The sequence below is a fragment of the Prosthecobacter sp. genome (assembly GCF_020439865.1).
GTDB lineage: Bacteria > Verrucomicrobiota > Verrucomicrobiia > Verrucomicrobiales > Verrucomicrobiaceae > Prosthecobacter.
In genome coordinates, this window is sequence record NZ_JAGRPF010000116.1 from 25135 (window position 1) to 48801 (window position 23667).

The 23667-nt window shown below is 60.9% G+C and carries 20 protein-coding genes and 1 pseudogene; 3 read left to right on the forward strand and 18 right to left on the reverse strand.

The annotated features are described in order from the left end of the window. The first annotated feature begins 45 nt into the window (after positions 1-45). A complete protein-coding gene (locus tag KDL09_RS14125) occupies positions 46-639 on the forward strand; it encodes a GNAT family N-acetyltransferase (protein ID WP_294386255.1) in 594 nt (197 codons plus the stop codon). Positions 640-726: 87 nt separating this feature from the next. Here KDL09_RS14125 and KDL09_RS14130 read toward each other — a convergent pair whose 3' ends face one another. The 6 genes from KDL09_RS14130 to KDL09_RS14155 all read right to left on the reverse strand — a co-directional run bounded on the left by KDL09_RS14130 (position 727) and on the right by KDL09_RS14155 (position 6541). Continuing rightward, the gene (locus KDL09_RS14130; RefSeq protein WP_294386257.1) at positions 727-1119 is read right to left on the reverse strand and encodes a hypothetical protein; all 393 of its coding nucleotides are present in this window, start codon (positions 1117-1119) and stop codon (positions 727-729) included. A gap of 139 nt (positions 1120-1258) precedes the next feature. Further along, positions 1259-2206, reverse strand: a complete 948-nt coding sequence (locus KDL09_RS14135; RefSeq protein WP_294386259.1) for an ROK family protein — start codon at positions 2204-2206, stop codon at positions 1259-1261. Further along, positions 2203-3126 carry a methylenetetrahydrofolate reductase [NAD(P)H] gene (gene metF / locus KDL09_RS14140; protein WP_294386262.1) on the reverse strand — a complete coding sequence of 308 codons (924 nt, stop codon included), beginning with the start codon at positions 3124-3126 and terminating at the stop codon, positions 2203-2205. Before metF ends, KDL09_RS14135 begins: the two co-directional genes overlap by 4 nt. Positions 3127-3148: 22 nt before the next feature. Beyond that, entirely contained in the window at positions 3149-4441 is a 1293-nt protein-coding gene (lysA, locus tag KDL09_RS14145) for a diaminopimelate decarboxylase (protein WP_294386265.1), read from the reverse strand. A 42-nt stretch (positions 4442-4483) separates the two neighbouring features. After that, positions 4484-5755: a hypothetical protein gene (locus tag KDL09_RS14150; protein WP_294386266.1), complete on the reverse strand. Its 1272-nt coding sequence runs from the start codon at positions 5753-5755 to the stop codon at positions 4484-4486. A 93-nt stretch (positions 5756-5848) separates the two neighbouring features. After that, complete coding sequence (locus KDL09_RS14155) at positions 5849-6541, reverse strand: SGNH/GDSL hydrolase family protein (protein WP_294386269.1); 693 nt, start codon at positions 6539-6541, stop codon at positions 5849-5851. Positions 6542-6676: 135 nt separating this feature from the next. Between KDL09_RS14155 and KDL09_RS14160 the strand changes: the two genes are divergently transcribed. Continuing rightward, positions 6677-8071 (forward strand): vanadium-dependent haloperoxidase, encoded by a 1395-nt coding sequence (locus KDL09_RS14160; RefSeq protein ID WP_294386272.1) that lies wholly within the window; start codon positions 6677-6679, stop codon positions 8069-8071. Positions 8072-8084: 13 nt separating this feature from the next. Here the strand turns inward: KDL09_RS14160 and purM are convergent, their stop codons facing one another. Further along, a complete protein-coding gene (purM, locus tag KDL09_RS14165; protein ID WP_294386277.1) occupies positions 8085-9086 on the reverse strand; it encodes a phosphoribosylformylglycinamidine cyclo-ligase in 1002 nt (333 codons plus the stop codon). A gap of 209 nt (positions 9087-9295) precedes the next feature. On the opposite strand from purM, the gene KDL09_RS14170 reads away from it, so the two are divergent. Next, positions 9296-10009 (forward strand): DUF1080 domain-containing protein, encoded by a 714-nt coding sequence (locus tag KDL09_RS14170; protein WP_294386279.1) that lies wholly within the window; start codon positions 9296-9298, stop codon positions 10007-10009. On the opposite strand, the gene KDL09_RS14175 is transcribed toward KDL09_RS14170, so the two are convergent. The 11 genes and pseudogenes from KDL09_RS14175 to KDL09_RS14225 all read right to left on the reverse strand — a co-directional run. Further along, entirely contained in the window at positions 10010-11350 is a 1341-nt protein-coding gene (locus tag KDL09_RS14175) for a hypothetical protein (protein ID WP_294386282.1), read from the reverse strand. Further along, positions 11347-12789, reverse strand: coding sequence for a hypothetical protein (locus KDL09_RS14180; protein ID WP_294386285.1), 1443 nt, complete (start codon positions 12787-12789; stop codon positions 11347-11349). The genes KDL09_RS14175 and KDL09_RS14180 overlap by 4 nt, the downstream gene beginning before the upstream one ends. A gap of 44 nt (positions 12790-12833) precedes the next feature. Continuing rightward, positions 12834-14387: a matrixin family metalloprotease gene (locus tag KDL09_RS14185; RefSeq protein ID WP_294386288.1), complete on the reverse strand. Its 1554-nt coding sequence runs from the start codon at positions 14385-14387 to the stop codon at positions 12834-12836. Between the two features lie 2 nt (positions 14388-14389). Next, positions 14390-15844: a DUF1501 domain-containing protein gene (locus KDL09_RS14190; protein ID WP_294386290.1), complete on the reverse strand. Its 1455-nt coding sequence runs from the start codon at positions 15842-15844 to the stop codon at positions 14390-14392. 51 nt (positions 15845-15895) lie between these two features. After that, positions 15896-16810, reverse strand: coding sequence for an aminotransferase class IV (locus KDL09_RS14195; protein WP_294386291.1), 915 nt, complete (start codon positions 16808-16810; stop codon positions 15896-15898). Continuing rightward, on the reverse strand, positions 16807-17991 hold the full coding sequence (locus tag KDL09_RS14200; RefSeq protein WP_294386293.1) for a hypothetical protein: 1185 nt from the start codon (positions 17989-17991) through the stop codon (positions 16807-16809). Before KDL09_RS14200 ends, KDL09_RS14195 begins: the two co-directional genes overlap by 4 nt. Continuing rightward, entirely contained in the window at positions 17988-19211 is a 1224-nt protein-coding gene (locus KDL09_RS14205) for an MFS transporter (RefSeq protein ID WP_294386294.1), read from the reverse strand. Before KDL09_RS14205 ends, KDL09_RS14200 begins: the two co-directional genes overlap by 4 nt. Next, entirely contained in the window at positions 19208-20281 is a 1074-nt protein-coding gene (locus KDL09_RS14210; protein WP_294386295.1) for a sialidase family protein, read from the reverse strand. The genes KDL09_RS14205 and KDL09_RS14210 overlap by 4 nt, the downstream gene beginning before the upstream one ends. Positions 20282-20285: 4 nt before the next feature. Next, positions 20286-22112, reverse strand: a complete 1827-nt coding sequence (locus KDL09_RS14215) for an FAD-dependent oxidoreductase (protein ID WP_294386298.1) — start codon at positions 22110-22112, stop codon at positions 20286-20288. Positions 22113-22118: 6 nt separating this feature from the next. Further along, positions 22119-22880, reverse strand: a complete 762-nt coding sequence (locus KDL09_RS14220; protein WP_294386301.1) for an aldolase/citrate lyase family protein — start codon at positions 22878-22880, stop codon at positions 22119-22121. Between the two features lie 5 nt (positions 22881-22885). Beyond that, positions 22886-23667 (reverse strand): annotated as a pseudogene (locus KDL09_RS14225) (gfo/Idh/MocA family oxidoreductase); the annotation flags it as partial.

Genomic DNA, 23667 nt, shown 5'->3' on the forward strand with positions numbered 1-23667 from the left:
GAATTCATTCATCATTCGCCATTCTGGTTTCGTCATTTCTTTCCCATGCTCCGCCTCCAAAACTTCCACGGTCCCGAACTCGAACCGCATCTCGACGCCCTCGGCGCGTTGCGCATCGCCGTCTTCCGTGAATACCCGTATCTCTACGACGGCAGCCTGGAGTATGAGCGCGACTACCTGCGAGTTTACCTGCGCTCCACTGGAAGCCTCGTCGTCCTCGCCTTCGATGGCGACCGCGTCGTCGGTGCAACGACCTGTCTGCCTATGCTCGATGAAGGTCCGGAGTTTCAGGAAGCCTTTGCGAAGGCTGGTTATGATCTCTCCACCATCTGTTACTTCGGCGAATCAATTCTGCTGCCCGAGTATCGCGGCCACGGCGTTGGCAAAGAGTTCTTCGCCCATCGCGAGGCGCATGTGCAGAAACTGGGCCTCAAGCTCAGCACCTTCTGCGCTGTGGACCGCCCTGCCGATCATCCCCTGCGTCCCGCAGGTTATCGTCCTCTCGACGACTTCTGGTGCAGCCAGGGCTACACCAAGCATCCCGAGCTTCAGGCCACCTTTGTGTGGAAGGAAATCGGTGAAGAAGCCGAATCGCCGAAGACACTGACGTTTTGGGTGAAGCGGTGGGAGGACAGTTAACGACTAGAGCTCAGCCACGCCGGATCAACGGCGTGGCCCGCGCCAGCGGAACTGACAACGCCCACCGGCGTTGGCTGCAGCGATTTGTTAGGCCATTGGCTCTCCATACTCAAACTCGTCCTCATGGCAGTAAAATAAAATCCAACCGCCACGCTCACTGATGATGACAACATCATCGCGTGACGGACAAAACAAATCCTGCCAGTGCTCGTGAAATGCCCAAGCGGGAACGCGACAAACCTCACGCGAGCCGAAAATGAGCAGCAACGACTCGTCCTGTGGAATACGCGATGACAGCCAATCAGTCGCGGCGGCATCTGCCGGAATGCGCTGCAAGTCTCGAACAGCCGTCGCCTCTAAACCGTAGTGGTCACGACTCATCAATGGTGTAACTCGATCATACACGACGCGGGCGTCCGACTCTGACAACCAGTCAGCGTCTGTCAGTGTCTCCGAAAACTCTTTCGCGCGCCAGTGCATGGAGGTGGCCTAACTAGTTGATGAGAAACAATTCTGTCGAGTACGTCAACCACGTTATGGGCCACCGGTTTGTCGAATATGGCGCGCGTGCGCGTCACATTCGACATGAAAGTACCAACGACGAGTCTTGGAAAGCGAATCAAGCCACTGACGAATCAGCACTCCGGCCCGCATGCCGGTCCAGCTCGTACTTCCCGAGCGCCAAGGCGCCGAGCAGTCCGGAGCGTGCACCCAATCCCGGCGCGACGATGAAGTCGTCGATGTTGCGGCTGAGTTCGGAGACGCGGAGGTAGCCGTTGTTGAGCCTTTTGAGCTGGCCGCGAATGAGAGGCAGGATCTGCTCCTGGCTCATGACGCCGCCGCCGAGGATGATGCGCTTTGGGGAGATGCTGAGCGTGAGATTCATGAGCGCATGCGCCATGACGTCGGCGACTTCCTCCCAGGCAGGATGGTCGGGTGGCAGGGCGTCGGCTTTGACACCCCAGCGGGAGGCAAGGGCGGTGCCGCTGACGTAGCCTTCGACGCAGCTTTTGTGAAACGGGCAGTGGCAGGCCTGCTGGATGGCGCTGGAGTTCTGCGGCGGCGGGACGAGCAGGTGGCCGATCTCGGGATGGAGGAGGCCGTGGACGAGCTGGCCGTTGATGAGCACGCCACCGCCGACGCCGGTGCCGACGGTGATGTAGATGAGCGGGTCGGTGTCCTGTCCTGCACCCCAGAGATATTCGCCGAGCACCGCAGCATTCACATCCGTGTCCCAGGCGACAGGCACGTGGTAACGTTCCTTCAGCTTCGGAACGATGTTGGTGAACTGCCAGCCGGGTTTCGGTGTGGTGGTGATGAAGCCGTAGGTCTCGCTTTTCGGGTCGAGGTCGATGGGGCCAAACGAACCGATGCCGATCGCGGCAAAGGAACCGTACTTCGATTTGGCCGTGGAGAGGAAGCGGGTGACTCCGGCGAGTGTTTCCTCCGGCGTGGTGGTGGGGATGCGCGTCACGTCGCGCAGATCATGCGGTCCGGTCCCGACGGCACAGACAAACTTGGTGCCGCCGGCCTCGATGGCCGCGATGAGGGGAAGTTCTTCGCTCATGATTGCGGACGCACGGCGGCGGAGTCGCGAATGCCGAGGCTGGAGTAGATCTCGCGCGTGGCGTGGGATTTGTTCAGTGTGTAGAAATGAATGCCGTCCACGCCGTGGTCGAGCAGGTCGTGGCACTGCTCGGTGGCGTAGTGGATGCCGACCTTCTGCACGGCGGCCTCGTCACCGCCGCAGCGCTGGATGGCGCGAAGGAGCTTGGCCGGATAGCGTGCTCCAGCGGCCATCTCTGCCATGCGGCGCATGCCGGAGGCGCTGGTGATGGGCATGATGCCGGCGATGATCGGGACGTGGATGCCGGCAAGCTGGCAGCGCTCGCGGAAGTCGTAGAAGTCGTGGTTGTCGAAGAAGAGCTGCGTGCAGATGTAGTCCGCGCCGGCATCGACCTTGGCCTTGAGATAGTCCATTTCCAGCACGCGGTTCGGCGTGGTGGGATGGCCTTCAGGAAATCCAGCGACGCCGATGCCGAAGCCGCGCTTGTCGGGATGCGCGCCGCTGTCGTTGAACTTCTTGATGAAGGCGACGAGATCGGCTGCGTGCTGGAAGGCGTCCTTCGCGCGGTCGTAACCGGCGAGGTTCTTCGGCGGATCGCCCCCGAGGGCGAGGATGTTGCTCACGCCCGCCCTGGCATAGCGTTCGAGAATGGCGGCGATGTCGGCCTCGCTGTGACAGACACAGGTGAGATGCGGGATGGCATCCAGCGAGGTGGTCTCCTTGATGCGCACGACGAGGTCGTGCGTGAACTCGCGCGTGGAACCGCCCGCGCCATAGGTGACGCTGACGAAGGAGGGCTTGAAGGCTTCGAGTTCGCCGATGGTCCGATAAAGCGCCTCGGAGGCCTCCGCGGACTTGGGCGGGAAGAACTCAAACGAGAGCGTGGGACGCTGGGTTTTGAGGATGTCGGCGATGTGCATCGTGAGGGCGCGCGAAATTCGATCAGGCGATGTGCTCGCCTTTGAGCACATCATCCAAAGTTTGACGTTCGCGCACGATGGTGGCCTTGTCACCCTCGACGAGGATTTCGGCGGGCATGGGACGCGTGTTGTAGTTCGAGGCCATGGTGAAACCATAGGCGCCGGAACTGAGCACGGCCAGATACTCGCCTTCCTTCACGATCGGCAGTTCGCGGTTTTGCGCGAGGAAGTCGCCGGATTCGCAGATGGGGCCGACGACATCGACTTTTTCGACTTTGTCGTTCTTCGGCTGCTTGAGCGGCACAATCTGATGCCAGCCTTCGTAGAGGGTCGGGCGGATGAGGTCGTTCATGCCGGCATCAACGATCTTGAAGATCTTGGCGGAGCCGCGCTTTTCATAAAGCACCTTGGTGAGCATGACACCGGCGTTGCCGACCATGAAGCGGCCGGGTTCGCAGAGGATTTTCAACCCGAGCGGGGCGAGATGCGGCACCACGGCGTCTGCGTAGGCTTGCACGGTCAGCGGATGCGTCTCTGCGTTTTCTTCCCACCATGTGGCGTCGCCAGAGTCGAGGCTCTGCTTGTAGTTGATGCCGATGCCGCCGCCGATGCTGAAGAATTCGATGCCGTAGCTCTTCTTCACCTGCGTGACGAGCGGGATGACCTTCTGCACCGCTTCGAGGAAGGGATCCACGTTGGTGAGCTGCGAGCCGATGTGCATCTGCAGGCCCTTGATGATCAGGTTCGGGCAGTCGGCGGCCACGCGTGCGTAGACGTCGAGGATCTGGTCGAAGTCGATGCCGAACTTGTTCTCGCTCTTGCCGGTGGTGATCTTCGCATGCGTCTTCGCATCCACATTCGGATTCACGCGCACGGCCACGGGGGCCTGCAAGCCAAGCTCTCCGGCGACATGGTTGATGTAATGCAGCTCCGCCTCGGACTCGGCGTTGAAGCAGTAGATGCCCTGCTTGAGTGCATATTCAATCTCGTCACGTGTCTTGCCGACGCCGGCAAAGGTGCACTTGCCGGGATCGCCGCCCGCCTTGATGACGCGGTAGAGCTCACCCGCGGAGACGATGTCGAAGCCGCCGCCGAGCTTGGCGATGGCGTTGAGGATGGCGAGGTTGGAATTCGCCTTCACCGCATAGCAGATCAGATGATCGAGCTTCGAAAGCGCGGCATCCAGGCGCGTGAAATGGCCGGTGATCGTGCTCTTGGAATAGACATAGAGCGGCGTGCCGTGCTTTTCGGCGAGAGATTGAAGCGGGACGTTTTCGGCGAACAATTCGCCCTGATGGTAGCGGAAGCTGTGCATAAGCGGGCCGCGTAGATAAGCGGGAAAGACCGCCGCGCAACTTCACTCACTCGCGCTTCCCCGCGCTTCGATGAGATTTCTCCCGGTGGAAAGCATGTTCACCAGCCACTGACGCATGGCTTTGAGTCCGCGCAGCAGCGTGCTGTCCATGACTTCCTGACAGCCGTAGCTGCGGGCGATGGTCTCCTCCAGCCTGCGGTAACGCGGCAGCAGGATGAGGCTGTGTTGCGCACCGGAATTTCCGTCGGGGGCGCGATGCGCGACGGTTGGGTGCAGCAGGCCTTTGTACACGACCATGTCTGCTGGCGGCAGGGTGATGTGGCGCTCTGGCAGCATCAGCCAAGGGTGAAAGCCGATGGTCGGAAGACCGGCGGCATCGTGCTTGAGTTTGACCAGCGTGCGAACCGGCACGCCGTCCACACGGCGGGCGAGGAAGCCTTTCACGCCGTCTTTCAGGTCGTCCTCGGACGCGCGTTTGTTGAGCAGGAAGTCAGCGCCCATGAGCGTGCCAAACAGCGTGAGGCGGAAGGACCAGCCGGCGAGCAGCAGTGCAATGACGATGAGCACCAACGAAACAAGCGCACCCGCGTAGGGGTGGATCATCGTGCTGCCGGCCACGAGCGTGATGAGGCCGAGTTTGGCGAGCTTGAGGCCCGCATCGACAATGCCAAACGGCGAAAGCGCGATGAGCACGTTGATGGCGTGCGAACTGAGCCAGACGACGCCGAAGGCCACGATGGCGACGGGGATGGACAGCCAGGGCGTATGCACACCGAAGTCGATGATGCTCGCCACCGGGACGACGGCCAGGTGGCCCCCGGTGGAAGGAACGACGGCCTGCGGTTGCAACTTGTCGATCTGGGCCATGGCGAGAGCGACCAGCGGCACAAATCCCACACTGGCGACGAGGGCGCTGATTTTGTTTTCAAACAACTCGGCGAAATCGAGCGGCTTCTTCACCAGCGCCGGAGCCGCCGCGCCGAGGAAATCCTTCAAAAAGCAGACGAGGATGAGGGACAAACCGGTGCCCCAGACGCCGGGATGGCAGTACCAAGGCAGGCGGTGTCGCAAGGCCGGTTCTGTCTTGTAGTAGGTCCATGCTCCCATGGCGCTGACACCGAGCAGCGGACTGATGGCGACGCCGGTGATTTCAGACACGCCTTCGGCTAGGCTGACACCGGGCAGGAGCATGGACTCGCGCAGTTTCTCAGCGGCCGGTGCGCTGGCAGGCTGGTCTGCGGCGTGAAGCCAGGTGGCGCTCATGAGCAGCAGAACTGTCAGAGCGAGCAGACGGGAAGGGCGTCGGGCATTCATGGCGTTGGTGGGGCTGGGTTGACGAAGGCTGCACACCATGCCCTGCAAAGCCGGGGAAAAAGCTACAATTTGCGCCCGTGTTTCCAGCCCGTCCTATTTCGCAAGTGCCTGCGAGATCGATTCGGCCACCTTCTTCGCGAGATGCTCGCTGCCAGCATCGATGTAATGCAGGTCCTTCGGCTTGTGAAGTTCCTCGAAGCGAGGCGTCATCCATGCGTTCAGGTCATCGATAGCGACGCCATTTTCCTTCATCACACGGGCCGCGATGTCGTTGTATTCCTTCACCTGGCCGAACTTGCGCGGCGGATTGAGTTCGCCTTCAGGGATCGGCGTCGTGCTGGCCCAGATCAGTTTGGCGCCGGTGGCTTTCAGGGTGGCGACGAGGCTGCGCAGATTGGCTTCGTACTCAGCGGGTTCGACCTGGCGTTTGCCATCGGGCATGTACTTGAGGTCGTGGATGCCCCAGTTGAAGTGAATCACGTCCCATTTTCCGGTGCCGAGCCATTTGGCGATGTTGGCGACCCCGTTCTTGGTCGGACCGCCGTTTGCGGGGATGCGATGGACGTTAGCTTTGCCCTCCAACAGTTTCCGCGCGGGCAGGGTGTAGCCCATGGAGATGGAATCGCCGATGAGCAGCACCCGCGGCAGGCCTGCGACATCCTGAATCGGAGCCAGCACCGGGTTGGGAGCGGGTTTCGCCGGGGCCTTTTGAGCAGGACAGGGGACGTGGGAGGCCAGCAGGCCGACCCAGATCAGGCAGTGGAGGGGGAGGAGGCGGGTGGACATGAGCTTGAGGGAGGGAAGCGAGGCAATTTGGTTAGGAAAGCTAAAAATTCAATAAGTCAGCCTTGAATTAAGTTATGAAAGTTATAGATTATGGATGTTTATACGATCTCCACGCGCTCGCCTCACCGCTTTTTCATGAAACTCCACCTTCCCATCGTTCTGTCGCTCGCCTTTGCCGCGTCGGCTCGGGCGGACGTGATAACGGAATGGAATGCACTGATGCGGCAGACCTTCGTAGACGAAGGGAGCACCGCCACGCCCCCCTGCAACTCGCGCACCATGGGCATGCTGGGCGGGTCCATGTATGACGCAGTGAACTCAATTAACCGCAATTACTCCTCCTATCTGGGCTACTTCGATCCCGCAACGGCGGGGAGTTCCACCGATACGACGGCCGCGGCCGCCACGGCTGCCTACACGGTGATGACTTCGATCTACACGGACCTGTATGGCGCCGGGAATCCCTACCTCGACAATTTCACTACGCTGTACAACACCCAGATGGCATCCGTGGCAGTGGGTGATGCACGCACCCGTGGATATGAGGTGGGCCTGGCCGCCGGTCAGGCGATGATCAATGCGCGTCTCAACGACGGCAAAGACGCGGTGTCGAGCTACGCGCCGCAGCCGGTCGGCACCGTGGGGCACTGGCAGCCAGGCACCACACCAGGTGCTTGGGGAAGCGGTTCCGGTTCCTTCGTTAAACCTCAATGGAGCGAAATGACGCCCTTTGCCATGACCTCGTCCAGCCAGTTCCGTCCTGCCGGACCGAACGGTTATCAGCCGAGCGATTACACCTCCTGGGTGCAGAGCGCGGCCTACACGGCGGAATTCAACATGGTCAAGGACCTCGGAGGCACGAACAGCACCCTGCGCACCGCCGAGCAGACGGCCATCGCCTACTTCTGGGTGGACGGGCCCGGCACCGCCTCGCCGCCGGGGCACTGGAACCGCATTGCCGAATCGATCTCCGCCAGCATGGGCCTGAGCGTCGAGGAAAACGCCCGCCTCTTCGCCTTGCTGAACATTGCCGAAGCCGATGCCGGCATCGCCTCCTGGGATGCGAAGGTCTTCTTCGATACGTGGCGTCCGATGCTCGCCATCAACACCGCCAGCACAGACGGCAACCCCGACACCGTTGAAGATGCACTCTGGACACCGCTCATCCCGAATCCTTCGTTTGGCGCCTACAGCAGTGGCCACAGCGGTTTCAGCATGACCGGTGCGACGATTCTGGCGAACTTCTTCGGCACCGACGACATCGCTTTCACCACCGACTCGGAATCGCCCTTCCTTCCCGCCGGTTACACCCGCAGTTTCAGCAGTTTCAGCGAAGCCGCACGCGAAGCGGGCATGAGCCGCATCTACGGAGGCATCCACTGGATGTCCGACAATCTCGATGGGGCGATCCTCGGTGCGAACGTGGCCAACAACACCTACAGCACCATGTTTCTGCCCGTGCCGGAACCCGGCAGCGCCATGCTGATCTTGCTGTCCGGCCTCGCCGCCCTGCGTCGCCGGCGTGCGTGAAATCGGAACGAGATCAGACGATCTCCACGCTCACCTGAGCGCTCGTGTCCATCGTGCCGATGATCTTCGCGTTCTTGCCGCAGGCCAGCGCTTTGTCTGCGTCCTCGGGTGAAACGATCGCCACCCAGCCGAGGCCCATGTTGAAGGTGTCGAAGGCGTCCTTCGGATCCGCGTGACGCAGCACCTTCTGCACAACGTCGTTCTGCCAGAAAGGAATGCGCAGATTGCAGCCGAGACCACGCTTCAGGAAGATACGGCCCAGATTTTCCGGCAGACCACCGCCGGTGATGTGCGCCATGGCACGCGGGCGGACGCCAGCAGCTTTGAGCGCCTTAGTCTCCTCATGATAAAGCAACGTCGGGTGCAGCAGCGTGCGCATTTCGTCCTCGCTGAACTGGAGATTCTCCTTCTCGATGATGCGGCGCACGAGGCTGAAGCCATTGGCGTGGAAACCCGCGCTGGGCCAGCCGATGAGCACGTCGCCCGCGGTGATGGTGCCAGGATCGAGCATGTCTTCCTTTTCGCAGGCACCGATGGCGAAGCCGCTGAGCTCGACCATGCCCTCGGGCACCATGCCGGGCATCTCGGCCGTCTCACCACCGGCGAGGATGCAGTTGCAGGCCTCCAGATAGTCGGTCATGCCGGCAATGATGCGGGTGATCTGTGTCTTCTGGATCTTCGGGATGCCCACGTAATCGAGGAACATGATCGGATCCGCTCCGGTGGTGAGCACGTCGTTGACATTCATGGCCACGAGGTCTTTGCCAGCGGCTTCGAGCTGGTCGTGCTTGAGCAGCAGTTCGATTTTCGTGCCCACGCCGTCACAGCCCGTGAGGATGATGGGATGCTTGTAACCGCTGAGGTCGTACGCGGCGGCGAAGAGGCCAAAGGGATTCGCCAGTTTCCGCTTCTGCTGCGTGCGCCGCACCAGCACGCCAATGTCATCGACCAGCGATGCTGCTTCGTGAATGTCGACGCCGGCTTCTTTGTAGGTGTGTGCGGAGGGGCTGCTCATGGAATGGAAGGGCGCTGGTTAGCGCGGAAGCCCGTCCCGCTCAAACGGAAAGTCGTCCTCATGGAGCCCGAGTTTTGGTCCTGTCATGCCCTCGGGTTGGCGTCGGATGCGCTGCTTGGGCGCCGTTTCGGTTGGGCTGCCCCGGATTGGTGATCCGTGTGATCAATGCGGGCGGATCTCACGTTTAAAACAAACCTGCGCCTCGGATCATGAAATCACTTCTTTTTGCCACACTCGCTCTTTGTTTTGCTCCCGTGTTCAGTGCCGATGTCCCGCAGTGGCGCGATCTCTTCAACGGCAAGGACCTCACAGGCTGGGTGGACGTGAACACCAGCCCCGAAACCTGGAGCGTGAAGGACGGCCTGCTCGTCTGCACCGGCAAACCCACCGGCGTCATGCGCAGCGACAAGCAGTACGAGAATTTCATCCTGCACATCGAATGGATGCACATGGAAGCAGGAGGAAACTCCGGTGTCTTTGTCTGGAGCGAGGGAACCACGCCGCCTGACCGGCCGCTGCCCAAGGGCATGGAAGTGCAGATGCTCGAACTCGAATGGCCCAACCTGCATCCCGGCAAGGACGGCAAACCGAATCATCCTGGATATGTCTCCGGCGAACTCTTCGGCGCGAACGGCCTCGAAGCCGTGCCGGACAATCCACGCGGCAAACGCAGCATGTCTTTTGAAATGCGGTGCAAGGGCAAGGGTGAATGGAACACCTACGACGTCGTTTGCGTCGATGGAACGATCAAACACTCGATCAATGGCAAGTTCGTCAACGGCATCAGCCAGTCGAGTGTGCGCAAAGGCTACCTCTGCCTCGAGTCCGAAGGCGCCGAGATCCACTTTCGGAACATCAAGATTCTCGAACTACCCGGCGGTCGTGCGACTCCGGAGCAAACGGCTCCAATCGTCGGCAAGTAGTCACTTCGTTGATTTCACGAGATCCTCGACTTTCGTTGTGATCAGTTTCTCGACGGCCTCTGTGTAAGGCGCGCGATGGCCGTATTCGAACATGCCGGTCACCCCTTCGTAGCCGCCCTCCTTCAGCACGCGCAGGCTCGGCACATAGCTCGTCAGGTCGTTGTTGTAACCGCAGACCCACGTGTTGTTCCAGCCGTAGGCTGCTTTGAATTTGAGCGAGTAATCCACCACCGTTTCGCCGGTGAGGGCGATGAAGGTGAGATCGGAACCGGACTGCCAGACTTGAACGGGATAGTTCACGTGGTCGGGCGGAGATCCCAGCGTCTCGTATTGCCGTATAAAGTGCTCGAACTCGCGTTTCGGCATACCGCTGAGATTGGGCACGCGCTGTTTCAGTTCATCGAGCGGAATGCCGGGCTGAAGCTGGAGCTTCGTTTCGCCCATCGCTGCACGAATGGGACTGCTCAGCGGTTTCATCCTGGCCGCGATCACCTGACGAACGGCTTCAGCCAGAACCTTGCCATACATCGATGCCAGTTCGGTCGCTTCGAGGTCCTTGCCGCGAATGCGTGGCAGCGGATTCGCATCGCCGCCGCAATTCTGCACAAACATCGCCACGCAACTTGGAAACGACTTCTCCAGTTCGATCTGCGCGAAGCCGGCGTAGTCGCCATTGATGCTGAGCCCGCCGAGCGCCGTCGTGTGGCAGGAGTAGCCAAACACGACGGCCTTGAGGTCGTCTCCTGCCTTCACTGTGATCACCGGCACGTCCTGATCCACCTGTCCTCCGAAGGCGCGGCTTTCGGGTCCGCGCGAACGTCGTCGATTGACCGCGACTCCTGCCAGCCCCTGCTCGAATGCGAGTTCCGCAGGTGCGAGATTCGCAACCGCAGCGGCGATGACCTCGTCATACTTCTCATAGACTCTTTGCGTGTAGCGATCCCGCGCCGCTGCCTCCTCCGGCGTGAATTCATAATACAGCCATAGCACATCCTCCGTCACCGGACAGGAATGATTGTGTGAGGTGTTCAAGATGAGCCGCTCTCTTGGGAGGCCGTGTTTCTCCCGCGCCGACGTCGTGATCACCGAAACCATCTTGTCGCTCAATCCCACCAGATCCGCCGTCACGAGCACAGAGATCGCACCGGAATCATCTTTGAGCGCCAGCGCCTTCAGCCATATCGGGTGCTCCACGCGCTCCGACATGCGCGTCTTGCCGCCGTAACCTGCGAGCGGCACGGATTCCGTCGGTGTGATGTCCGCTCTGGCCGCGCCAGCCTGCCATGCGGACATGGCGGGCAGGGCAAACGCGAACCACAGCCCGACGGCGACGGGCTTCATGGCTGAGGCTGTGTCTGAACCTCCGCCGCCATCTCCAATAACGCTTTCATCAGCTTCACCGAAGCCTGCGACTCGGTGTTGTTCGTGCCAGGCCATGTTTCGTAACCGCCGAGTTCAAAGTGACGCGGTGTGGGCATGTAGCCGTAGTAGCCGTGCGCGAGTTCGACCATGAATGACTTCGTAAACGGGCTGCGCTTGCGGAACTCCACGCCGGTTTCGGCAAAGGTCTCGCAGGGTGAGGAGCCGATGCAGACATCGCCGATGCGCAGTACTTGCGCGGGGAATTTCGTCTCCGGGCTGGCCTGGGCGAGGCGCTGCACGCGCCCGGCGTAGGCAAGTGGCAGATCTGCCTTGCCGCCTTTGATGCGTGGCGCCTGTGCCTCGGTTTCCTTCGCCCAAGCGATGAGATCGTCGGGAATCGCGCGCCATTTCACATCGAGTTCGCGATAGCGGGCGGCGAGCGGAGCGCTGTTTTCCCACGTCACCTTGGCGAGGGCGCCGTTAACCTTGGAGGCGACATCTTCCGCGACGTAACGCATCTGCTCATACGGCTGTTTGCGCGGCTGCGGATGGCGGAAGTTGATGTTGTTCGCATCGCCGCTGGTGCCGTTGGCCATCATGGCGACGAAAGGCGGATCGTCTGCGTCACCGGTCTGCAGACGTTTCAGGGCCTCGCAATAGTAGCCGTAGTAATCGGCGGAGATGTGCCCGCTGCCGACACCGCCAACGTAATGCAGCGAGTAAGCGGAATAGATCGAGATCATGCGCCCACCGATCTCACGCAGCGCAATGAAGGACACCTTGGGATCAGGTTCGCCCGCAGGTTCGACGAGCGCAGGATTGCCCGCGCCCGGGTTCATCTTCACCTTGTCGATCTTGCCGAAGGGATTCGGCGGCATCTCGCCCTCCTTCAGAAACCAGCGGCGAATGTGCACATGCTCCGGAACATCCACCGTGCCAAAGGCAATCTCCGCCGGGCGCAGCAGATTCACCGCACGCCGCACGCCGTCCGCGATGCGCCGTGCCACGAATTTTTGATAGTCGGTCAGTTCCTGATCGGAGAAGTAACCGCGCACCGGACCGCCAAGCGCATTGACCGCCGAATGCGTGTGCGTCCCGGAGATGAGCACGTTCGCCGCCGGGATGCCCGTCTCCGCCTCGATGTATTCCCGCGCCTTCAGCGACACACTGCGGTGCAGGCCGAGCAGATCACACACCACGAGCGCGAGTTTCGACTTTCCATCGTCGAGCACGAGACAGCGTGCGTGCAGTTCGTCATGAATGTGCGTGCAGGGGAACGGAGCGAAGCCGCCGACGACTTCGCCGCCGAGTTCCGGCGTGATGTTGCTGGTGGCGGCGCCGGCCATCAATGCGGTCTTGGGGGCATCAGCGGCTTGCAGGGAGACAACAGTCAGGAGGGACAGGATGAGCGAACGCATGCAACCAATACAGCCTTCGTACCTCGGTTTTGTCGTGGACGTGTCTATTCTTGGCCTTGGTGTTCGATCAGGTACTGCCGTGCTCTGGCGCGCGCCGTCGAAATCTCCTGTTCGTTCAGGGTGAAACCCGTCGTGCCGGACTGCATGAGGTTTGTTTTGTCCTGTCGGTGCTTCAAACCCAGCGCGTGGCCGATCTCGTGCGAGGTGACGCGAGGCAGTGGCTCGTCGAGGCCGCCGATCACCTCTTTGAGCTTCGCCGTGTCCTTCACGACAATCGGTTCGCCATAATAAAATCCGTTCGGCGCAATCTCCTTCACATAACACACATCAATCGCCGACCCGCTGAGCCGGTCCTTTGGAATCATTGCATGCACGCGGTTGAACTCGGGTTTTAAACGCATCTCCGTCTTCAGCGCGACCGCCGCCGTTGGTCCGATCGACTCGATTTCAAACTGGATGCCGGCCTGCGACCAAACCTTGTTCACCTTGCCCATGATGCGCTTCACGTCCGCCTCGGTGAGTGTGGTATGCATCGCCTTGATTGAATCCGACTGCATGAGGTGAACGCGCACCGGCAACGTGATCACCGGCAGGCTTTGGGCGTCCGCCACGGGTTTCCAGCTCTGCGGCAGGCTCAACGACCACACCTCATTCGACAGCGGCCTCGCGTGACCTCCGGCGACCCACAGTTTGTCCTGAAACACGAAAGCCGAGTGTTCATGTCGCGCCTTCCAGCAGGTTTTGGTTTCGAACCGCTGCCAGTTTTTGCCATCGGCGCTGTGCCAGACGTCGCCAAAGTTGTCCTTCTCTTTCGACCAGCCGCCCAGCACCCACATGCGACCGCGATACACCGCCGCGCTGAACCACAGCCTCGGCTCCCAGGGTGCGGACTCGGTTTCGCAGGTCCAGTTGATGCCATCGCTCGACGACCACACGTCATTCCTCGCGTGATAGCCCGGAGTGTAGCTCCCGCCACCGAGAATGTAGATCTTGTCGTTGAGCGTCACGGCTTGATGATAACCACGCGGCGCCCACGCAGCCTTCGCCGTTTCCTGCTTCCACTCTTTGCCATCAGCAGAACTCCACACGTCACTCTTCAAACTCGCGTCATCGCCGAAGTAGTAATTCTCCGTGCCGCCAAGCATCCAAAGCCGGCCACGATGTTCCACCAGGCCTCCGGCCAGACGTGGCGACCATTCCGCATTCGCGGTGATCTGCTTCCACTTCAATCCGTCGCTCGAAGCCCACACCTGATTGCTGGCGGAATGCCCGGGCAACCGGCCTTTGTACCAGCCGCCCATGATCCACAACTTGTCGGCGAAGGTGATGTTCATCGGCAGATCGCTGTGCAGCCACGGGGCGTTCTGTTCGACCTGCTTCCACGCTGTACCATCCCCCGATGACCACACATCGCGTGGTGGTTCGGCATAGGACTGAAACCATCCGCCGCCGATCCAGAGTTGATTCTTGAAAACCCACTCCGCCTGCGAGTCACGTGCCTGCCATGGAGCGTTGCCTTCGAGCACCCAGTTGGGAGCATCGTCTAGCGCGAGGCATGGCCAGGCGGTGATTAAAAGGCAGAGGACTAGTCGCGTCATGATCAGAACAACTCGCGAATCGCCTTCCCGCCGTCCGACAGCGGCACGGCGACTCCATTGGGTCGCTCGAGCCGTTGTGTGTCGGGGAAGCCCAGCTTGCGGTAGATTGTCTCCGCATAGTCGTAAGGCGTGTAGAGAGCGTCAGTCGCATCACCGCCCTCGCGATCAGTCGCGCCGATGACCGCGCCCCCGGGACACCCTGCGCCCGCGAACGCAATCGACATCGCACGCGCCCAGTGATCGCGACCGCCGTTCTTGTTCATGCGCGGCGTGCGGCCCATTTCAGTGACGAAGCAGACAAGCGTCTCCTCCAGCAGGCCGCGTTGATGCATGTCCTCAATGAGCGCGCTGAAGGAACGATCCAGGCTCGGCATCATCACTGGATGCGGCAGGCCATAGCGTTCTTGATTGCTGTTTCCCTGCGGTCCGCCGCACGGGCCGTTGTTGTAGATGCCCTCATGATGATCCCAGTTCAGAAACACACCACCCGGCTGGCCGTAACCAGGACGCTTCACATGCTCCGGCGGCTGGATGCAGGTGACGGTGACAAAACGCACACCGGATTCGATCAAGCGACGTCCGAGCAGGTAGCAGTTGCCCCGATGATCGCGCCCATAGCGGTCCCGTGTCGCGTTGGATTCGCGTGAGAGGTCAAACGCCTGCTTCGCCTCGTCGTTCGTGAGCAGATCGAGCGCGTGTTGGGTGTTCCCCTTCATCACCTGTCCGGCCGTCGATTCTGCCACGGTTCCGACATCGAGCGATTGCAGGAGGCGATGCCTCTCCAGCAGGCGTTCACGTTGCAGGCCCTTTTGCAGTTCCAGCGAGCGCACCTTCCACTGCGGATCGCTCAAGTCCTCGCCGAGGCTCTTCGTGCCCAGCTTCCATGGGGCACGACTCGCGGGCAGAAATCCGGTGCTGGTGATCGCGTTCGGCATGTTGATGCCCGGACAGAAAATGTAACCCGGCATCTCGGGCCGTTCCGTGCCCATGAGTTCGGTCACCACGCAGCCGATGTCGGGAAAGTCGAAGGCATTCGAGTTTCGATAGCCTTTGAAGAACTCCTGACAGCACTCTTTGTGCCCCGCCGTCGGCGCGGAGGTCATCGAGCGTACTACGGACAGACGATGCGCCTGCTTCGCCGTCAGCGGCATCAGTTCGGAGAAATGCGTGCCCGGCACGCTGGTCGGGATCGGCTTGAACGGCGAGCGGTGGTCGATCAGCGCGTCCGGCTTCGGATCAAACGAATCCATCTGGCTGATGCCGCCCTCCTCATAAATCACCAGGACGCGCTTCGCCTGCCCGCGCTCAATGGCCTTCGATGCATTGCTCGCACGCGCTTGCATGGCCAGCCATTCAGGCACGCTGAGTCCCAGCACGCCCGCCGACAACGATTTCAGCAGCCGTCGCCGTTCAGGATCCGGCGCTGCGTGACCACGTTGTTGGAGCCAAACATTCACGGCTCATTCCTACAGGGGGAGACGCGGCCTTGTTTCAGCCACCGCCCAGATTCATTTTTGCAGCACTTGGGCCATGATGTCGAGTCCCGCCAGCGCACTCCACGCGGCGAGCATCTCCTGGAACCACGGCCCTGGTTTGCCATCGCCGATGGGCGTGTTGTTGATCTTGGTGCAAGGCGCCATGCAGTAGGGGGTGGTCGTGAGCCAGGCTTCATCCGCAATCACCACATCGTAAGGCTGAAAATCCTTCTCCACGAACTCCATGCCGATCTGCGGCGCGAGTTCCTTCACGGTTTGCAGACTGACGCCGCACAGGATGTTTCGCGTGGTGGGCGAGATGATGGTGTTTCCCTTCACGATGACGAAATTCGAGCCCGCGCACTCGGTGACGTTGCCATTGAGGTCGAGCAGCAGCGTGATCGCACGCGGATCGACTGCCTGGGATTGTTTGTCGGCCAGCCACCAGTGAAGACGGCTGCGATTCTTCATCTTTGGCTCAATGCACTGCGGCGGGATGTGTCGGATCGACGGGGTGACGACATGCGCACCCTCCGTGAACAAATGCCGCCACATTTCAAAGAGCAGCGGAAAGCTGTGAATGCAGATCGTCGGTCGCAACGGTCCTGCGGATCCCGCGCTGCCGGCATAGAGCGCATTTTCACCCGGCGTGACGAAATGCACGATGCCTATGTCCTCATTCGGGCCGATGAGCTGGCAATTCGTCTCCGCCAGTTCGTTCGTTCTGGCGAGCATCTCCTCCGGTGTGAGCGGAATCGTGATGCCGGAGAACTTCAGCGAGCGATACAGACGTGCCACGTGATCTTCAGCACGGAACGGGTTGTGCCGGAACGTGCGTGTCATCTCCGTCAGCGTCGCGCCGAGCACGATGCCAAGATCATAGATGTTCAACTTCGCCTGCGAGGCAGGCAGGAAGCGGTCATTCAAATAGACAATGGGTTCGCTCACGGCGCGCTTGTGTTCGGTTTCGACCATTGAATGCGCGCTACGAAGGTCGCGCCCTCGGCGCCGCGTTTGGCGGAGTCCTTCATGAACATGCCTTCAGACACGGTCACCCAGGACTCATTGTCGTTGATGCGGCATGCTCCGAAGTTTCCCATCTCGGCTCCGCGCTCGGGAACGATGATCTTTTCGCTGGCACGAATGACATTGAGCTTCTCCGGATCGACACGTGCCATGAAAAGCGGCGCTCGATGGCGGACGATGTGGTCGTTGTTCGCGCCGCGGCGTGTGTAAACGAGGAACAGGCCGTCGCGATGCGTCAGCCAGTGCTGCTGCGTGTTGTAGCTGCCAAGTTCAGCGCCGTCGTCGAAGGTCCACGGCTTCGGCTCAGCAAAATGCAGACCGTCATCGCTCACACTCACGTAGCCACGCTCGTCGTTGCGCAACGTGAGGAAGTAGCGACCACCAAACGCGATCAATGACGGTTCGTAAAGCCCACGCGCCACACCGAGACGCAAAACATCGCCGTTTCGCTCATAGACGAGTTTGTCGCCATCGAAGCGGCATTCGGTCACCGTCGTGCTGAAGCGATTCTTGGCGCTTTTGCCGATGTAGAGCGGCACGAGCAGTTTTCCGTCGCTTTTCACCACCCATTGAGAGCAGGCGTTGCGGGCGAAGTCGAACTCCTCGTCATCCGGCAGTTGCAACACCTGCCACGGCGTCCATTTCGACGTTTTCGGGTCCAAGACGGCATACACCGTCTGATGCGAGCGCTTCACATCTTCGAGTTGTCTGCCCTTCGGACTGTAGCGCACTCGCGCACCGATGGCGATCAGCCTGCCTGTCTCCTCATGCCATCCGGGGGTCACATCCGCCACGCTGATGGTCACGCCATCCGGCTGCGGCTGCCAGTCGATCTCAGGTGGTAGGAGCGGCCCGCTCCACGCGCCATCCGCACCCTCGCGCCGCATGAAATGCAGACCGGAGTAGTAGTCGGAGACCTTGAGGTGCTTCTGGATCGTCATCACAACACCGCCCGGAATCGCGGCCGCACGCGGATGAAACCAGAGAAACTTCCCGTCATCATGCTTCATCACCGTTTCGAGTTTCACCGTGAAGTCCACGGGTTCGACGGCATGGGCTGAGGACACAACGGCTATCAGCAGGATCAAAGAATAGGATTTCACGGAGCTTGGGTACGCTTTTGGACGGGCTTTACCATCGTCATCAAAACGCCGCACACGAGCATTCCTGCCGCCGCGGCCATGAAAAGGGTGCTCACGCTGATGTGTGCATCACGCAGCACACCGCCGAGATACACGGTGACTCCGCCGACGAGGCAGGAGAACATGTTCAGCACACCATAGCCCGTGGCGCGGTAGCGGCTGTCGGCCACCTGACAGAGGATGGGCATCAGATTGGCATCGGAGAATGAGCGCGTGAGGCCATAGATCGAGAGGCCAGCGATGGCGAGCGCGAGAAGACTGGTGTTCGCCAGCATGAGCGTGGCTGGCGCAGCGACGAAAAGCCCGATGGCAGGCACCAGGATGCGTGCGCGGTCGTTCGAGCGGCTCCATCGATCTGCCCACGCGCCGCCGAGGATTTTTCCGGCCAGCATCGCCACCGCGAGATAACTCGTGGCGGAGATGCCTGCCTCGCCTTGATTGAGCTGGAACTGCTCTTTGAAATAGGTAGGCATCCAGCCAGCCACAGCCCAGCCCGCGAGCGCGAGAAGGCCCCAAAATGTGAGCAGGAGCCAGAAGGAGCCGCTGGATAAGAGGCTGCGCAGGGCTTCACCAAGGCGGGGTGCGGGCGATGATGTTTGGGTCTGGCGCCTGTCCGGCGGATCACGCAGCAAAAACCACAGCGCCACGGCATAGGCGATGCCGAACCAGCCGAAGATATCGAAGGCAAAGCGCCAGCCTTGTCTCTGGGCCAGCCACCCGCCGATGCCCGCGAGGCCGGTTCCGACACTCAAACCCGTCATGTGAATGCCTGTGGCAAGCGAACGCGTGCTCCCGCGATGGTAATCCGCGATCAAAGCCAGCGCTGCGGGCAGATACGCGGCCTCGCTCAGGCCCATGAGCGCCCGAACAATGATCAGCTCCTCAAAGCTTCGCGCATGCCCGGTGAGCCATGTCAGCGCGGACCACACGAGCAGGCTGAAGACGATCAATCGGCTGCGATTGAAGCGATCCGCGAGAAATCCCGCCAGCGGGCTCAGCAAACCATACACCCAGAGGAAAGCCGAGGTCAGCAGGCCAAACTGCGCGTCCGTCATCGGCACCGCCTGCGTGAGTGAGTCCCGCATCGTGGTGATCATGATGCGGTCAAGGTAGTTCAGCGCTGCAACGACCCACAGCACACCCACGATGAGCCACGCACGCGGCAGGCGGTCCGTGTTCATTCTACCGCCTCCCAATCACACTCGAGTTTCACGATGGACGCGTTATTCTCCGTGCCGCGTTTGTAGGTGATGACGTGGAGGCGCGTGCGGCCGCCGCTTTGCGTCCAATACGGCTGTGCGTAGTAGCCATCTGCCACGCGCAGCTTATCCGCGTTGTCGAGCACGACGTGCTTGGTGATCGCGAGCGTCTCAGGATCGAATTTGAAGAGCGCGAGCTGCATGACGCCTTTCTCAATCCAGTTCCGACCAAGCAGGTAGCTGCCGCCATCACGGGCAAACAGCCTCGGGCGGCCGATGTGTGAAGTGAGGAAGTCATGCGCGGCGTTGAGATCGACCTTTTGAAGCACCTTAAACGCCGCATCCGTGTGCAGGAGCCACTGTCGGTTGTCGTAGCCGCGGGCAGTGACGATGAAACCATCGCCGTGCGGCATGAAGGCGCTCTCATTGATTGGCGCGCCGCCCAGTTCGGAGGTGATGCTGCGCACAAAACGCCAGGTGAGGCCGTTGTCGTCGCTGCGAATGACATCCACGGAGCCGGGCTGGCTTTTCGTTTTGAAAACGAGTTTGCCGCCTGGGAGGTTCGCGAAGGTCATCACCAACATCCACGTCGTCGTGCCTCGAGTGATCGAATCGAAGGCGTAGCCATACTCGACGCCATCAATCACGCCGACACGCTGCACGGGTCCGAACGACTTGCCCCCGTTGTTGGACCGCACCGCGGCCAATCCCGTCCTCAGCGAGCCCTGGGCTTCCTGTGCGTCGATGTAGTTCCCGACATCACCATTCGCAAAGCGCACCCACTCTCCCATCTGCATGATCTCGCCGTCCACTGTGGCCAGCGTGCCCGTGGAAAGTACTTTGCCCGTTGCCTTGTCGAGCCTCAGCAGCTCCTGCGTGGCTCCCACATCGGCCGCGTGAGACCTGCCGCGCTTGTAGCTCACGAGCACTTGATCACCGAGCTCGATCAGTGTCGGAAAGGCGAGGTAATCGTCACCCGATGCCAGGGTTCGGATTTCCTGAGCGCAGAGATGCACACCAGTCAGGACGAGAGCGAGAATGAGGCTTTTCATGAAGTCAGGCATACGCCCGCACCTCGACGACTCGCGCATGGTCGAGGCCGTTCGTGGCGGTGATGGTGATGCGAAGGGCGGTGGTGATGACCGATTCGGGCAACACGTGTCTGCGCAGGCGCTGATGGTTGTTCTGGATGGTTCCGACGGTTCTCCAGCCGTCGGGTGTTTCGATGCTCAACACGTAATCGCGTACCGTTTCGGGCTGCGGACGGCCCCATTGCATTTTTTGCGTGTAGCCATCGGCTTGCGATAAAGTCAGGAGGCGATGCAAACCGGTGTCGAAGACCAAAACGAACTCGCGAAATGAAACAGGCGCGTCCCAGTGGATTTCGAGCGTGGCGGGCAGCTCGCGGCTCATCCAGCGATGGAGGCCTGGTGACTTTCGATCAGGCGGCAGCTTGGTGACAATGCGCGTCTGGCCGCTGCGGATGTTGTCGACGTCGGTTTGCGAGGACGAAGCGCTGATCTGTGTGGCGATTCGCACAAGGTCGCCAGAGTCTTGGTCGGAAACGCCGATCAGGTAACAATCATCGCGAAGGAGCTGCTGCTGGATGTTTCGGACGAGACCCGCATCGGCAACGATGTCGGCGGGCAGTACCATTTGCCGCAAGGCGATCGCTGCGGCGGTGCCGACGCCTTGCCCGACGACAGCGCATGTTGCCATCACGCGCGTCGAGGCGAATGCGATGTGCGTGGCGGAGATGTTGCGGCCAGCGAACATCAGATTCCGCGGTCCGGTGGACACGCAGCAGCGCAGCGGAATGTCGTAGATGAACGGCAGATGATGCTGCGTGCAGGGGGGCACGTTCGGCACATCAACACCCTCGGGCGGATGCGTGTCGATGGGCCAGCCGCCGTAGGCGATGGCATCGGGAAATGCACTTGATGTGAGAAGATCACTCTCGGTCAGAATGTGCTGTCCGATGAAGCGGCGGCTTTCACGCTTGCCTGGAACGAAACCGATCCACTCCAGCGCCCAGTGCGAGGCGTCGATTTCAGAGCGGTTCTTCACGAAGTCCCATACGCCGAGCGTGATGGCGAGCAACTCATCGCGGATGCGTTCGTTATCTTTCAGCGTGTCGAGGCATCCGCCCCACTCGATCCACCAGTAGCCGTACTCGAGACCGAGATCGAAGCCGCTCTGGCCATACGGCCGCAGCTTGAAGTCCTCGGCGCTGAAACGTCTCGCCCACGGCGGAGCTTCGAAGGGCATCACACGGTCGTGTTTGTGCGCCTGGAACATGATCGACGAGCCGAGCGTATTCGCGTCCGCCTCGTCCTGAGCCAATGATTCACCAAACTGCGCCTTGCTCTCGCGTCCGCGCATGAATGGCGCACCCGCCTCGATGCCGAGCCGACCATCGCCGGTGCAATCGACGAAAGTCTTCGCGCGAATGATGAAAGCGTCCTCGGTGGATGGTCTTTCGGCACGCACTTCACGAATGAGATCACCTTCGACCACCGCGCTGGCGACGGTCGTGTTCAGATACAGTGTCAGGTTCGGCTCCCGGCGGCATTTGTCGTAAAGGATGAGATCCATCAGCGCGGGCGAGCGCTGGGGATTCTGTACCGCAAGATCGAGCCGCAGTTCCTCGATGATGCCGCCCTCGCGCAGTTCGTTTTGCAGTTCGTCACCACCGCCAAGGCCAGTGGCACCGACGATGTGCATGCGCACCTCGCTGCTCGCATTGCCTCCGAGCACGCTCCGGTCCTGGCAAAGGATCACACGAGCACCCAGTCGTGCCGCTGCGAGCGCACAACACACGCCCGCGATTCCGCCACCGGCCACGAGCAGGTCCGTTTCGAGCGTGTGCGTGGTCACGGGCATGACGCGTTAGATTTCGACCGCCGCTCGAGCCGCTTTCATGCCGGTGGAGACGCAGCGGAAGTCGCTGATCACATTGAAGAAGCGGAAGCCCATCGCGTGATAGCTTTTCACCTGCTCCGATGAGCAGGGGATGGCTGCGACCTTGCCGTGACGTTTACACGCGGTCACGACCTTTTCCAAAATCGCCCGCATCTCGGGGTCGTCGGTTTTGCCAAACTTGCCCAGGCCCAGCGTGAGGTCTGACGGGCCGACAAACAGCACATCCACGCCCGGAATCGCCGCGATCTCGTCGATGTGCGGCACCACCTCGGGCTCCTCGATCTGAACGGCGAGGAAGTTTTCGTCATTCGCCTTGGCCAGATACTCCGCGGGCGGAATGCGGCCAAAGTCCGCCTCCGCGTGAATGCCATCAAAGCCACGCGCCCCGAGCGGCGGGAACTTCATCGCACGCACCACCTCGCGGGCCTCGTCCGGATGCTTCACACGCGGCAGCATGATGCCACGCGCTCCCGCCTCGATGAGATGCAGCACGTCCGTGTAGTTCGAAGGGCGCACGCGGATGAACGCGTCCGCACCACCGAGCCGGCAGGCCTGGATGAGGGAGTAGACCATCGCAACGTCGACGCGCTTGTGCTCCAGGCAGATCCACACGGCGTCAAAGCCGGATGAGGCGATCATTTCAACCAGCTCAGGATCGGTGTAGCATGACTTCGCAGTGATGACGGTCTGGCCGGAGCGGATTTTTTGAAGGACGATGGAGGGCTGCATGAGGATCAGATTTCACCGAGCTTCGGCAGGAGGAAGGGCGCGCGATACTCACGGGCGAGCAAGGCGTTTGCGGCGTCATTGCCGAGGAAGCTTTCTTTGTCGCCATCCACACGCAGATGCTGGCCGAGCGTGAGCAAGGTCTTGTCGAGATCGACTCCGGCATCGGCGAGATAATGGCGTGTGCGTTCAAGCGTGTCCTGCACGTCATCGTGGACCTTGAGATCACCGAGATGCTTCGAGATGTCGTTCACCGACGCGGTTTGTCCGAGGCGATACGAGATGTTCGCGATGTGGCAGAGCGCGGTGCTTTGATGACCTTCCTCGACTTCGGCTTTCAGATCACTCTGCTTTCGAGTGCGCACGGCGTTGAGGAAGTTGGCGAAGTGATTCTCGGACTTGCCCTCGAAGGCGCGGACGAGATTGCCATTCGTGTCATAGAGGTTCGTGTCGGCGATGATGCCTTCGCTGCCGTAGAAGAACCACATCGACTTGATGGTCGGATGAAACGGCGCGGTTTTGAGCCCGCGTGTTTCGGAGACGATGGTTTTGTCGCCAAAGTCGAAGATGCCGACCTGCGAGTTCGGTGTCTCGGCCACATCGGTATAGCCGAGACGGCCGCCGTAACTGAGCACACTGCGGCCCAAACCGGTCACGCCGAGGCCCCAGCGGCAGATGTCGAGCGAGTGGACGTTGTTGTTGCCGATCTCGCCGTTGCCGGTGTTCCAGAACCAATGCCAGTCGTAGTGGAATCTCGGCCGGTTGAGCTTTGGCGCTGCTGCCGGACCCG